The organism is Embleya sp. NBC_00896, assembly GCF_045207785.1.
Classification (GTDB): domain Bacteria; phylum Actinomycetota; class Actinomycetes; order Streptomycetales; family Streptomycetaceae; genus Embleya.
The window spans coordinates 995,680-1,008,561 of sequence record NZ_CP108777.1 but is presented as its reverse complement, the minus strand read 5'-3'; the positions used below and the strand labels follow the sequence as shown (position 1 = coordinate 1,008,561).

The 12,882-nt window shown below is 72.6% G+C and carries 8 protein-coding genes; 6 read left to right on the top strand and 2 right to left on the bottom strand.

The features are described from left to right. Positions 1 to 153: 153 nt before the first annotated feature. The 3 genes from OG928_RS37740 (at position 154) to OG928_RS37730 (ending at position 5,759) form a co-directional block, all read left to right on the top strand. Complete coding sequence (locus OG928_RS37740; protein ID WP_406291563.1) at positions 154 to 3,261, top strand: lantibiotic dehydratase; 3,108 nt, start codon at positions 154 to 156, stop codon at positions 3,259 to 3,261. Then, positions 3,254 to 4,597 (top strand): lanthionine synthetase C family protein, encoded by a 1,344-nt coding sequence (locus OG928_RS37735; RefSeq protein WP_331766505.1) that lies wholly within the window; start codon positions 3,254 to 3,256, stop codon positions 4,595 to 4,597. Before OG928_RS37740 ends, OG928_RS37735 begins: the two co-directional genes overlap by 8 nt. 208 nt (positions 4,598 to 4,805) lie before the next feature. Further along, the gene (locus tag OG928_RS37730) at positions 4,806 to 5,759 is read left to right on the top strand and encodes a PI-PLC domain-containing protein (protein ID WP_331766504.1); all 954 of its coding nucleotides are present in this window, start codon (positions 4,806 to 4,808) and stop codon (positions 5,757 to 5,759) included. Between the two features lie 89 nt (positions 5,760 to 5,848). On the opposite strand, the gene secA2 is transcribed toward OG928_RS37730, so the two are convergent. Together secA2 and OG928_RS37720 are read right to left on the bottom strand one after the other, a co-directional pair. Beyond that, positions 5,849 to 8,191 carry an accessory Sec system translocase SecA2 gene (gene secA2, locus OG928_RS37725; RefSeq protein ID WP_331766503.1) on the bottom strand — a complete coding sequence of 781 codons (2,343 nt, stop codon included), beginning with the start codon at positions 8,189 to 8,191 and terminating at the stop codon, positions 5,849 to 5,851. A gap of 252 nt (positions 8,192 to 8,443) precedes the next feature. Continuing rightward, positions 8,444 to 9,001 (bottom strand): GNAT family protein, encoded by a 558-nt coding sequence (locus OG928_RS37720; protein ID WP_331766502.1) that lies wholly within the window; start codon positions 8,999 to 9,001, stop codon positions 8,444 to 8,446. A gap of 333 nt (positions 9,002 to 9,334) precedes the next feature. Between OG928_RS37720 and OG928_RS37715 the strand changes: the two genes are divergently transcribed. The 3 genes from OG928_RS37715 (at position 9,335) to OG928_RS37705 (ending at position 12,869) form a co-directional block, all read left to right on the top strand. Further along, the gene (locus OG928_RS37715; RefSeq protein ID WP_406291562.1) at positions 9,335 to 9,958 is read left to right on the top strand and encodes a hypothetical protein; all 624 of its coding nucleotides are present in this window, start codon (positions 9,335 to 9,337) and stop codon (positions 9,956 to 9,958) included. Positions 9,959 to 10,172: 214 nt separating this feature from the next. Further along, entirely contained in the window at positions 10,173 to 12,275 is a 2,103-nt protein-coding gene (locus OG928_RS37710) for a cell wall-binding repeat-containing protein (protein ID WP_331766500.1), read from the top strand. Between the two features lie 162 nt (positions 12,276 to 12,437). Further along, entirely contained in the window at positions 12,438 to 12,869 is a 432-nt protein-coding gene (locus OG928_RS37705; RefSeq protein WP_331766499.1) for a GNAT family N-acetyltransferase, read from the top strand. Positions 12,870 to 12,882: the final 13 nt, after the last annotated feature.

Sequence of the window (12,882 nt, the reverse complement as noted above, 5' to 3'; positions counted from 1 at the left end):
CCTGAAGTTCCGGGGGCGGGCGGGGTTGCCCGCCCCCGGGTGCCATCTTCCGGCCACGGCCGACAACGCGGGGACATGAGGTCGGTGCGGGACTCTGTACGCAATTCTTGGCGAGACGACGAATACGAAGCGGCCGGACCGATCTTCGTGCGCATGGCGAGTGTGCCGCGCACCGGGATCGACGCCGCCGAGCAGACACGGGACGCGGACACGGTCGCGGGCATCCGGCGGATCACCGCCGACCCGATGCTGCGCGAGGCCGTACGCGTGGCGAGCGGCAGCCTGTCCGCGTCGCTCGACCGGCTCGACGCCGGCGCGGACCTCGGCCCGAAGCGGCTGCTCGGCACCGCCCTGTCGGTGACCAGGTACGCCCTGCGCATGGCCGGCCGGCCGACCCCCTTCGGGTTGTTCGCGGGCGTGACCGCCGCGCGCCTGGGGCCGGCCGCGAGCATCACCGTCCGCGGCCCGGGCGCCAAGGCCGCCCGACTCGACGGCGGCCGGTTGCACGAGCGCGTCCGGGCCTGGCTCGCCGAGCCCGAGGTCCGCCGCCGCGTCGACATCGTCCGCAACGACCTGTGCCGGGTCCGCGACGGACGCCTGATCCTGCCCGGCGCCGAGCGGGAGATCTCGGTCCGCCACAACGCGCTGGTCGCGCACCTGTGCGCGGCGACCACACACCCCGTCGCGTACGGCACCCTCCTCGACCGGGCCGAAGCGGCCTTCCCCCAGGCGGGTCGCGAACAAGTCGACGCCGCGATCGCGCAACTGCTGCGGCACGGCTTCCTGCTCACCTCGATCACGCCGCACCGCATCGACGACGCTCTGCTCGATCGGATCGACGCGGCGGTCGAGGAACTGCCGGGCGAGGCCGAGGCGTTGCGGACCACCCGGACCGCGATCCGCGAGTACGAGAAGGCCCTCCCCGGGGAGGGCGGCGCGGCGTGGGGTCGGCTGATGGAACTGGTCGATCCGGCCGCGAGCGCCGCCCATCCGCCGGTCCAGGTCGACCTGCGGATGGACGCCGACATCACCCTGCCCCGCGCCGTGGGCGAAGAGGCCGGTCGCTACGCCGCCGCGATGTGGGCGATGTCGGACGCGTGGGTGACCCACGCGCACATGCGCGACTACCGGGGTCGGTTCATCGAGAAGTACGGCACCAGCCGATCCGTCCCGCTGGCCGAACTCGTGGACCCGCACCGGGGATTGGGATTCCCCAAGGGATATGGGGAACGGGTGCCCCTCGGCGAGCAGCCGGCCGGCGAGTATCGCCCCGGCCGCGACCGGCGGATCCTGACCTCGGAGCTGGTCCAGGAGGCACTCCTTCGCGACGACCTCGAACTGCGCCTGACCCCGGATCTGATCGGCCGGCTGGCCGCCACCACCCACACCGAGGGGGTCGAACTCGCCACGCCGCCAACCTCGTTGGAACTGTGCTTCCAACTCCTCGCGGACGATGTCGCCGCTCTGGACGAGGGCCGATTCCGGCTCGTCAACACGCCGCTGTCCGGCTCGTGGGTGGCCGGTGCGATGGCCGGTAGATTCGCCGAACTCACGGACGGCACCGCGGACCTGACGAGGATGGTCGAGCGCGTCGCCGACGCCGGCGCGGTGCCGGCGCAGGTCACCTTCCGCCCGCACAGCGTCCGCGCGTTGAACATGATCCAGGTGCCCCGGCTGCTGCCGCACGAGATCCCCGTCGGGGTGTACGCCGACCGGCGCGATCCCGGCTGCCTGGACTGGCGCGAGCTGCTCGTCGGCGTCGACGAGGCCGGCCTGCGGCTGACCCTGCCCGGGACCGGGCAGCGAGTCGTACCCGTGGTCCCGCACATGCTGGCCCTGGATCGCGAGGCGCCCATGGTGGTGCGCCTGATGGTGGACATCGTCTTCGGCCGCGCCCGGACCTGGACCGGATGGGACTGGGTCGGCCTGGAGGCGCTGCCGCTGCTGCCGAGGGTGACGTTCGGCCGGGTCACCGTCTCGCCCCGGCGCTGGACCCCCGACCGCGCGATGCGCGAGGCGGCCGGCGACCCGCGCGGGTTCGAGCGCGCGCTGCGCGAGTGGCAGGACCGCTACACGGTGCCCGCGCAGGTGCGGGTCGTGCACTGGGATCGCGTGTACGGCATCGACCTGGACACCCCGTGGCACCGCACACTGCTGCGCCACGAGGTGCGCAAGGGCGCGATCGCGCTGACCGAGGACCTGACGGCGAACGGGCGCGGCTTCGGCTGGGCGGACGGGCACGGTACGGAGGTCGTGATCCCGCTGACCAGGCGGGGGACCACCCCGGTCGCGACCGGGACCGCCGAGACCGACCCGCCCGCCCCGATCACCGTCGCGGCCGGCGCGGCCACCGCTGCGGCGACGCCGCGCGCCGAGTCGGCCGGCTACCATCTCCCCGGCGAGGACTGGCTGTTCGCGAAGCTGTACGCGACCTCCGACACCCACGACGAGCTGCTTCGGGTTCATCTGCCCGCACTGCTCGGCGACGTCGGGGAACACCTCGACCGTTGGTTCTTCATGCGCTACCAGGACCCCGAGGCGCACCTGCGGATCCGCTTCCACGGTGATCCGGAGGCGCTGCGCGGCCGGGTCCTGCCCGAACTCGCCCGACACGTACGGATGATGCGTGAGGCGGGCGCGATCCGGACGATGGCGCTCGACGTGTACGAACCCGAGGCCGAACGCTACGGCGGCCTGGCCGCGCTGCCGCACGCGGAGCGGCTGTTCGCGCTGGACAGTCGATCGGCCATCGTCCAGCTGGGCCTGCGGGCCCGCGGCGCGCTCGCGGTGCCCGACGAGGTGCTGATCGCCGTCAACCACGCGTTGCTCCTGGAATCCCTGGGCGATTGGGACTGGTGCTCGTGGGTCGAGTACGCGTTCGCCAAGGGGCCGGAGCAGGCCAGTTTCCGGCAGCACCGCGCGCTCGCCCGGGAGTTGATCCGGCCCGGCCGGATGGCGGCGACGTGCGCCGACCGGCTCAAGGCGCCGGCCCTGGCCGAATTGTGGTCCCGCGCGCCGGAACCGGGTGCCTACGGGGCGATCGTGCTGTCCGACGCCGGCCGCCGGCCCGCCGGTGCCGCGCACGACAACGCGGTCCTGGGCCTGCTGCACATGCAGCACAACCGGCTCCTGGGCATCGACCGGGCGGGCGAGTACCGGGGGTACGCCGTCCTGCGCGGCATCGCCTGCGACCATCTGGGACGCCTGGCGCACGCGGCCGACCGCGCGCGCGACGAGGACGGGAGCAGCCGCGATGCGTGACCGTACGAGTGGTGGTACCTCGGCCCGACCCCGACACGCGGACGAGGCCCGCGCCGTCGTCGCGCGCGTGCTCGACACGCTCGCCGACCCCGCGGCCGTCGCCGCCGACACCCGCATCCCCGGCGCCGCGGCGTGGGACGGCGAGGACCTGCCGCTGTGGGTGGACCTGTCGCTGTCCAGCGGATTCCCCGGCGTCTCGCTGGCGTTCAGCGGCACGACGCCGCGCGGGCCCGACCACGCGGCCCGGGCGCACGACTACCTGGCGCGGTCGATGGGGGTACTGGCCCGGGAGCGGTTCCCGGCGGGCGGCATCTACCTGGGGCCGGGCTCGGTCGCGGTCGCGGCGCTGATCGCGCACCGCGCGACCGGCGGGTACGTGTCCGCCGTCGACCGTCTGGACGACCATCAGCGGCGCGTGGTGCGGGCCGCGCTGGCCCGCCCGCGCCTCGACGCCCCCGTGGCCACGAACGGCGAGTTCGAGACCGTCCGCGGGCTGAGCGGGATCGGCCGGTACCTGCTCGCGCGCGGCGCGAACTGCGCCGAGGAACTGCGGATGGTGCTGTCCTACCTGGTCGAGCTGGCCGAGGGCGAGGTGACCCACCGCGGGCACAAGGTGCCGCGGTGGTGGGCCATGGCCGCACCCAAACTGGGTCAGGAGCACGAACTCCCGGACGGCCACCTCAACCTCGGCCTGTCGCACGGCGTCGCGGGTCCGCTCGCCCTGTTATCGCTGGCCTCGCGCGAGGGGATCGAGGTAAGCGGCCAGCGCGCGGCGATCGAGAACATCGTGGCCCTGCTCGCCCGCTGCGCCGTGCCCGACGGGGATGCCGTGTCGTGGCCCGCGATCCGCACGCTGGAGCAATGGGTGACGGGCCCCGCCCCGAACGCCCCCGCGCAGCGGCCCTCCTGGTGCTACGGAGCCCCCGGGGTGTCCCGGGCGATCCAGCTCGCGGCGCTCGCGTTGGACCGCCCGGACTGGCACGACCTCACCCGCCGCTCGCTCGCCGGCCTGCTGGCCACCCCGGTCCGGGACTGGCCCGTCGACGACCCGGCGCTGTGCCACGGCTGGAGCGGCCTGATGCACCTGCTGGGTCTGCTCGCGGAGCACCTCGACGACGACCGACTCCCCGACATCCGGGACGAGTTGGCCGCGCTCGTCCTCGCGCAGTACCGCGAGGAGCACCGCTTCGGCTTCCGCTCGACGATGACGCACGTACCCCAGGGCGCCGACGTACCGGCCTTCCTCGAGGGCGCCGCCGGCGTGGCCATGGCTCTGGACGCGTACGCGGAGGGCCGCCCGGCGGGCGGCTGGGACATGGCGTTGCTGGTGGCGTGAACACGCGGCCGGCGCGCCCTCGGAGGTATGGATCCGGCCGTCTCGCGGGCGAGGGCCGCGCGGGGGTCCACAACGTGGACGGTCCGGTGTAGCTTCCCCTGCCATGGACTCATCCAGCGGTATACCGGCCGCCCGGCCCCGGCGCGGCAACCGCCCGAAGGCGCGGCGACTTCGGCGGGGCGGGCCCTCCGGACGAGGGTTGCTCGTCATGGTGATCGCGCTCCTGGCGGCGCTCGTCCCGGTGACGGCCTCGGCCGGCTCCGCCGCCCCCCGCACCGCCGCGGAGCAGCGTTGGGGCGACGAACGGCTCGACCGGGTCGCGTCGTTGACCACGCACAACTCCTTCACCAACTACGAGGACTCGCGGTGGTCCTCGGTCAACCAGGCCGAGTCGATCCGCGGCCAGTTGGACCGCGGCGTACGCGGACTGATGCTCGACACGCACTGGTACTCGCACAGCACCGCGTTGTGCGTGATCAGCTTCGGCAGCGACTGCTACCCCAGTGACGTGTACCTGTGCCACGGCGAGTGCAAGACGTTCGCGGGCGTGACCTACGCCCTCCCACGGCAGTCCTTCCACGGGACGATGCAAACGGTCGTCGACTTCCTGAACGCCCATCCGCTGGAGGTGGTGACGGTCTTCCTGGAGGACTACGTCGGCGCCGACCAGCTCGGACAGTCGCTGAACAAGGTGCGCGGGCTGCGCGATCTGCTGTACCGCCCCGATGTCGCGGGGGTCCGCGAGAACGGCTGGCCCAAGGTGGCCGACATGGTGACCGCGAACAAGCGGCTGCTGCTGTTCTCCGACAAGCCCGACCGGCAACAGCTGGGGGTGATGTACGACAAGGACTGGACGGTGCAGAACTACTGGAGCATCGGTGACCTGGGCAACGACCTGGCGTGCACCAGCCGTTGGTCCGATGTACCGCTGGACCGGCAGGAGCCGGGCTTCAACCGGCTGTTCGTGATGAGCCACTTCCGCAACGTGCCGACCATCGCCACCGCCGGCGCCGACAACGGCACCAAACTGCGCAACCGCGTGGCACAACAGTGCCGGACGGCGGCGGGCCGAAACCCCAACTTCGTGGCCGTCGACTTCCACCGCCAATCCGACGGCAGCGGCCACACCCCACAGTCGATCGTCGCCGAACTCGGCGGCTGACCGCGCGCCGGACCGACACCGGCACCGCCACAAGGCCCTCCAACCGGGGGCCTTGTGGCGGTGCCGGGGCGCGTGGTCGGTGAGGCGGGTCAGTCGCCGCGGACCGCCGTGCGGAGGCGGGTGCCCACGGTGGTGAGGAAGGCGTCCGCAAAGGAGTCGAAGGGGTTGTCGTGGACCATGTAGGTCCACGTCGAGCCGGGGCGCTTGAGGTCGCTCAGGTCGGCGTCGAGGCCGGCCCCGGTGATGTGCGCCGTGTCGAAGGATTCCGCCGCGCGGCGGTGGGCGCGCGTGATCAGCGTCGCGAAGGCGTGCTGGGTCTCGGCGTGGAAGGCCATGATCGGGCTCTGCCGGCCGAGGGCGCGCAGGTGGATGCCCTCGCGCAGTTCGGTGGTGAAGCCCAGGTGGTCGCTCCACGCCCGGTCGAGTTCGTACAGCAGGATCTGTCGGGCGGCCTCGGCCAGGACGGCCTCGCCGACCGTCTCGCGCAGCCGCGCCCAACGGTCGGGGCGGCGTTCTTCGAGGAGGTCGGCGGCCGTGTCGCCGTGCAGGACCTCCCGGCGGTGGGCGAGGACCTCCTCGCGCTGGAGGTGCAGTTGGCGGTTGTAGCGCCATGTGGTGCGGTGCGTGTCGAGCAGTGCGCCCTCGGCCACCCGCTGGGCGTGCTCGACGTGCCGCCGGGCCGCGTCGTCGTCGATCGGCCCGTCGGCGTCGGCGGTCGACACGTCGGGAACGTCGGGGGCGTGCCGGGTGATCAGGTCGTCGTCGAGGCCGGTGAGGAACACCGACGTGCCCGGGTCGCCCTGGCGGCCGGCGCGTCCGCGCAACTGATCGTCCAGCCGCCGGGTGTGGTACCTGCCGACACCGATCACCAACAGGCCGCCGAGGTCGGCGACTTGGTCGTGGTCGGCGCCGTCGGGGCCGCCGAGACGGATGTCGGTGCCGCGGCCGGCCATCTGGGTGGAGACGGTGATCGCGCCGATCGCCCCCGCGCCGGCGATGATCGCGGCCTCCTCGGTGTCGTCCCTGGCGTTGAGGACCGCACAGTTCAGGCCCAGGTCGCGCAGCGCGGCGCCGATGCGCTCGGACGTCGACACGTCCCGGGAGCCCACCAGGACCGGGCGGCCGGTGGCGTGGGTGCGTTCGATCAGGTCGATCAGCGCCGCGTCGCGCGCCTCGCGGCCGGCGTACAGCCGGTCCGGCTCGTCGACCCGGACGCAGGGGAGGTTGGTCGGCAGGGCGCCGGTCTCCAACCGGTAGAACTCGCGCAGTTGTTCGGCCACGATCACCGCGGTCCCGGTCATGCCGCACACGGTCGGGTAGCCGGCGATCAGGTCCTGCACGATCAGCTGATCGAGGACCTCCCCGCGCGGGCCGACGGTCAGGCCCTCCTTGGCCTCCACCGCCGCGTGCAGACCGTCCGGCCAGCGCCGGCGCTGCGCCACCCGGCCCCGGTTGGCGTCGACGAGGCGGACGCTGCCCTCGGTCACCAGGTAGTCGACGTCCCGGCGCAGCAGCACACTCGCGTACAGGGCGACGTTGACCTGGGAGAACCGCACCTCCATCCCGAGCGCGTACAGGTCCGCCACGCCCAGCGCGCGCTCGACCTCCGCCACGCCCGCGTCGGTGAGGTGGACCGTCAGCCCGCCGGCATCGGCCTCGTAGTGCCGCCCCTCGACCAGGCCCGCCACGGCCCGCGCGACCTCGGCGTCACTGGTCCCGGGGTCGATGCCGCCGGCCAGGACGAGCGGAATCCGCGCCTCGTCGATCATCACCGCGTCGGCCTCGTCGACGATGGCCACGTCCGGGTCGGGCAGCACCACGTCCGCCGAATCGGTGCACAGTCGGTCGCGCAGGGTGTCGAAGCCGACCTCGCCGACCGCGACGTGCACGACGTCGCGGGCGTAGGCGTCGCGTCGCTCCCGCCGGGTGGACTCCTGCGTCACGTGGGCCACGCTCACACCGAGGAGGTCGTACACGGGGCCCATCCACTCCGCGTCGCGTCGGGCCAGGTAGTCGTTGACCGACAGCACGTGCACGCGCCGCCCCCGGAGGGCGAAGGCCGCCGCGGCCAGGGCGCCGACGAGGGTCTTGCCCTCGCCGGTGGCCATCTCCACCACCGTCCCGCGCAACAGGCTGAGCACGCCGACGAGTTGCACGTCGAAGGCGCGTTCGCCGAGGGCGCGGCGGGCGGCCTCGCGACCCAGCGCGCACACCTCGACCGAGGCGTCGTCGTCCCAGCGGCCGTCGGCTCCCTGGACGCGGGAACGCAGCGCGTCGGCCGCCTCGCGCAGGCCCGCGTCGGAGAGTTCGCGCAGCGCCGCCTCCCGTTCGCCGGCGCGCCGGACCAAGGGCCGCAGGCCGGTCGGTTGTACGGATCCGGGCCGGCCCAGCAGCCGACGCACCGATCGGGCAAGAGCACCGGACGATCCCACTGAGCCTCCACCTCCGCACGAGAGCGGCACTCCCGTGTCGCCGACCGACCCGACCCCGTGCGGGCGGCCGGCCTTGCGCATGCCGGGCGTAGAGCTCCCGGATCCGGTCGCCGGACGCGACCCGAGAGCCACGGAGCAACCGCCGAAACAACGCGGCAGGATCCCCGACCGTTCCCGGCCACCCGTCCACCCGTTCGATCGTCGGCGAGCCGGGAAGGGTCGGTGACGCGATGGGCCGAATGCGGAGCCCGCTCAGGGGGTGTCGTGCGCGGCAAGCCATTCGGGGGCGAGTACCGACCAGATCTCGGTGTCCTGGAGCACGCCCCGGTAGGTGAAGTTCTCGCGCCGGACTCCGTCGCGGCTCATGCCGAGGCGCTTGGCCACCTTGATGCTCGGTGTGTTCTCGGAGGGCACCAGCCACTCCACCCGGTGCATTCCGCGTTCCCGGATCGCCCAGTCGATGATCACGCGCGCGGCGCGGGTGACCAGGCCGCGGCCGGCGGCGGCCGGCTCCAGCCAGCAGCCGGCCTCGCAATTGCGCATGGCCGCGTCGAAGACCGGGAAGAGGACGCCGCCGAGGAGGAGGTCGTCGAGCCAGATGCCGTAGAGCCGGCCGGTGTCGGCGGCGGTCTTGTCGGCGTACGACTGGAGCCACTTGCGTGTGGATTCGAGGTCGGTCGTGAGGTCGGGGAGCCCGACGTGCCGGCCGATGAATTCGCGGCCGCGGTCCATGTGGGCCAGGAACTCCTCGGCCTGCCAGGGCTCCAGCGGTCGCAGTTCGGCGCCGTCACCCAGGGATATCGCGAACATTCTCGTCCTCCACAGTGGCCGTGCACGGTTCCTGGATCTTCGCACGCCCACCGCGTGTTCCGAGGGCCGGCCGAGACGCGCCTCGGCGGGCCCAGGGGGCGACGAAGGGTCCCTGGCCGGGGATGAGGCCGCGGCCGCAGACGGGGAGGAGGGAGGATCACGACGGCTTCGGGAAGGGCGTCGAGAGCGGACCGCGGATTCGCGGCGCATAAGGAACCGGTAGGGTTGCCGGTGGTGTGCCGGGAAGCCTGGTCGGCGAACAAGGGATCAATCTCTTCGCTGATCGGAGCTCACAACATGGTGCCGGCCGCCCTCTCTGGTGTCGCACGCGCGATGGACCGGAACACCAAGCGCCTCGCCGTAGCCGCCGCCGTCCTGATCCTCGTCCTGGCCGGCTGCGAGGACGAGGACGGCGCGCACGCCGAGCCGACCACCGACAGTGCAGCCACAGCGCGCGCCGAGCGCGCCAACGCCGCCATGGCGGCAACCACCTTCCACGCCACGGGGACCAGCACAGCGGTGTCGAACGCCACCGTCGAGACCTGGTACGACCCCGCGCAGGGCCTGCACTCGGTCGTGAAACGGAATTTCGCGGTCATCGGCCGGATCATCTGCCGCGACGGTGTATCCGCCATGAGCCGGTCGCTGACCAGCGACAACCCGGCACTGGCGGATGACTACATCGTCTCCCGGCTGCCCGGCGGCTGCGCCCAGCTGTTCACGATCCCGCTCTCCGTGCAGGCACCCCTCACCTCGGATGGAAGCGGTGCCGTCAACGGCGTCCGGGCGGACGCCGTCAAAGCGGTGACGGAACAGGAGACCGCGGTCTTCCGGATCGCCGCGGAAGGCCGGCCGTACATCCTCCGCCAGGAATCCACCCGCGGCCATCTGACCAGCCACACCGAGTACGGCGAATTCGGCCGACCCGTCACGATCCCGCCGCTGCCCCCGAAATGACCCTTCGGGCACGGGAAACGCGCTCGGTACCCGCACCTCGGGACGCCGGCCACAACCGCCCCCGAATGCTGTGGCGATTCGTCGGTGGGCCGCGCTAGCATCCGGTCGGTTGTACTTGAACGCGCAACCGGCGGGTGGGGGAACCGGTCGTGTGCGCACGGGAGTTCGCGGGTGACAGGGGCCAACTGTCGGGGCGCCTTTCCGGAAGAGCTGGATGATTCCCATACGCAAGAAGCTCCTGTCCGCCCTCTCCGCCGGCGCCTTCGCGGCCACCGGCCTGGTGATGCTGGGCGCCGCTCCGGCCGGCGCCACGTTGCCGGGGGACAACGGACTCATCGTCTACACCCGCTTCAACGACGCGCCGTACGAACAGACCGACCAGTACCGGGTCGTCGTCGTGGACCCCGCGACCGGTCAGTCGCGGATGCTGCCGCTGCCGAGCGGGATGGGCTCCGCCAAGGACGCCGTCTTCTCGCCCGACGGCTCGCGCGTCGCCTACTGGGCCGTTCGGCACGGCCAGACCGAGTACGGCTGGCAGTTGTTCACGGCCCGCGCGGACGGCTCGGACATCCGCGCCGTGGACACCGGCTCGAAGGCGACCAACGAGACGGCCGGGCCGATCGCGTGGTGGCCCGGGGGCGGTTGGCTGTTGTTCACCCACGGCACCGGTCCGCAGACCAACCACGACGTCTACACCGTGCCCGCGAACGGTGGTGAGGCGGAGTCGTACATCCAGTTCGGCCCGATGGAGCCGACGGGTACGCCCGGCATCACCTCGATGTCCGTCGCCGAGGACGGGTCGGTCGTGGTGAGCACGAAGTCGTCCGGCGTCGGTTCGGCCCAACGCGTGTGGCTGCACAAGCAGGACGGCACGCTCCGCAAGCTCCGGGACGACGCCAGGGACGCCGAGTTCGACCCGTCGGGCAAGGTCGTCACCTTCCGGGCGCCGACGGTCGCGGGACAGCCCGAGTCGGAGTGGCGGCCCGCCGCGATGAACCCGGACGGCGCTTCCGTGGACCTGCCCGGGATCGACCCGGCCACGAACTACGGCCACCTGTCGCCCTCCCCGGACGGCAACGATCTGGCGTACACCAAGCGGCTGCCCAGCCTCGGCTGCGACGTCCTGGCGGTCCGCCGGTCCGGCGCGCCGGAGCAGGTCCTCGCCGGCGGCCAGGGCAACTGCATCCGGAACGCGTCCTGGCAGCCGGTCCGCAAGAACTACGTGAACCGCCTGGGCGGCGACAGTTCGGTGGAGACCGCGACCACCGCGTCGCAGGCGCTGTGGTCCGACAACGGCGTCGCCAGGCCGGGGTTCCGGCAGGCCAAGTCCGCGGTGATCACGCGCAACGACCACTTCGGTGACGGCCTGGTCGCCGTACCGCTGGCGGCGGCCAAGGAAGGGCCGCTGCTGCTGTCCGAGCCCGACCGGCTCCCGGACGCCACGGCGGAGGAGATCACGCGCATCCTGCCGCGCGGGTCGACCGTATACCTGCTGGGCGGCGCGCTCGCGATCAACACGGACGTCGAGGACCGGGTGCGGGACCTGGGCTACACCGTGAAGCGGTTGGCCGGGAACTCGCAGTACGAGACCGCCATCGCGATCGCGAACGAGACCAACCCGAACCCGAAGCACGTGCTCTTCGCGACCGGCCACGAGTACTACGACGCGCTCTCCGCGGGTCCGGCGGCGGCCAACCTGGACGCGGTCGTGCTGCTCACCGACGGCGGGAGCCTGCCCGCATCGGTGCAGAACTACCTCGCGCAGCACCCCTCCGCCGACGTCTGGGGAGTCGGAACGCCGGCCGCGACCGCCCTGTACGAGGACGGTGACCGCGACTACTACGCGGTCGAGGGCTCCGACGCCGTGGAGACCGCGAGCAGTGCGGCCCGGACCTTCTTCTACCCGACCCGCATCGCCGGCGTGGCCACGATGGCCTCGTTCCACGACGCGATGTCCGGCGGCGCGCTGCTGGCCGCGGCCGGCGGGCCGATCCTGCTGAGCGAGCCGGACGACATGAGCTGGGCGACCTACGACTACCTGACCGAGAACAGCGGGGCGGTCAATTTCGTCGCGATCTTCGGCGGCGAGGACGCGCTGTCGAGCGCCGTCGCCGACGGCGCCGGGGAAGCGATCGCGCTGCCCGGCACGGTCGAGTACCAGGACGGCAACACCGCGGCGCAGAGCAACGCCAAGAGCCGCTCCGCCCAGTCCGCACCCGCCGCCGCGTCCTTCGGCGCGACGACCGACGAGACGCCCGGCAAGGGCCTTCCGCAGCTGCCGCAGAAGGCGCAGGCCAAGGCCACCCACAAGGGCTGACATCCCCTTCCGCACCACCGATTCCACCACCGGCGCCGGCCCCCGCGAGGGAGCCGGCGCCGGTTCGCGTCGGTGTGCTCGTACGCGGCGACGCCCGGGTGGGCTCGGCCCGTGCGGGGAGCCCGGCTCGCGGGTCGGTCGGGGCGGCTGGTTGGATGTGGCATGAGCGAAGGACTGCCGGACGGCTACGAGATATCCACCGACCCCGTGCGCCTGGATGCGGCGTTGATCCATCGGTGGTTGTCGCAGGATGCCTACTGGGCCCTCGGCCGGTCCCGGGAGAAGCAGGATGTGGCCATCGCCGGTTCCCTCAACTTCGGGCTCTACGACAGTGCTTCCGGGGCCCAGGTCGGGTACGCGCGGATCGTGACCGACCGGGCCACCTTCGCCTGGTTGTGCGACGTCTACATCGCGCCCGCCGTCCGCGGCAAGGGCCTGGGGACCGCGTTGACCACCGCCGTCCGCGACCACCTCGCGCCGTTCGGCCTGCGCCGCATCATGCTGGCCACCGCGGACGCCCACGAGGTCTACGCCAAGGTGGGTTTCGTGTCCCTGACGAAGCCGGAGAAGTGGATGGCACTGGGCGAGCAGTGACCCGTCGGTGCCG

Coding starts and splice junctions, on each gene's coding strand:
- OG928_RS37715 (WP_406291562.1), top strand. CDS start 9,335: ATGGACCGGAACACCAAGCGCCTCGCCGTAGCCGCCGCCGTCCTGATC.
- OG928_RS37720 (WP_331766502.1), bottom strand. CDS start 9,001: ATGTTCGCGATATCCCTGGGTGACGGCGCCGAACTGCGACCGCTGGAG.
- OG928_RS37705 (WP_331766499.1), top strand. CDS start 12,438: ATGAGCGAAGGACTGCCGGACGGCTACGAGATATCCACCGACCCCGTG.
- OG928_RS37730 (WP_331766504.1), top strand. CDS start 4,806: ATGGTGATCGCGCTCCTGGCGGCGCTCGTCCCGGTGACGGCCTCGGCC.
- OG928_RS37740 (WP_406291563.1), top strand. CDS start 154: ATGGCGAGTGTGCCGCGCACCGGGATCGACGCCGCCGAGCAGACACGG.
- OG928_RS37735 (WP_331766505.1), top strand. CDS start 3,254: ATGCGTGACCGTACGAGTGGTGGTACCTCGGCCCGACCCCGACACGCG.
- OG928_RS37710 (WP_331766500.1), top strand. CDS start 10,173: ATGATTCCCATACGCAAGAAGCTCCTGTCCGCCCTCTCCGCCGGCGCC.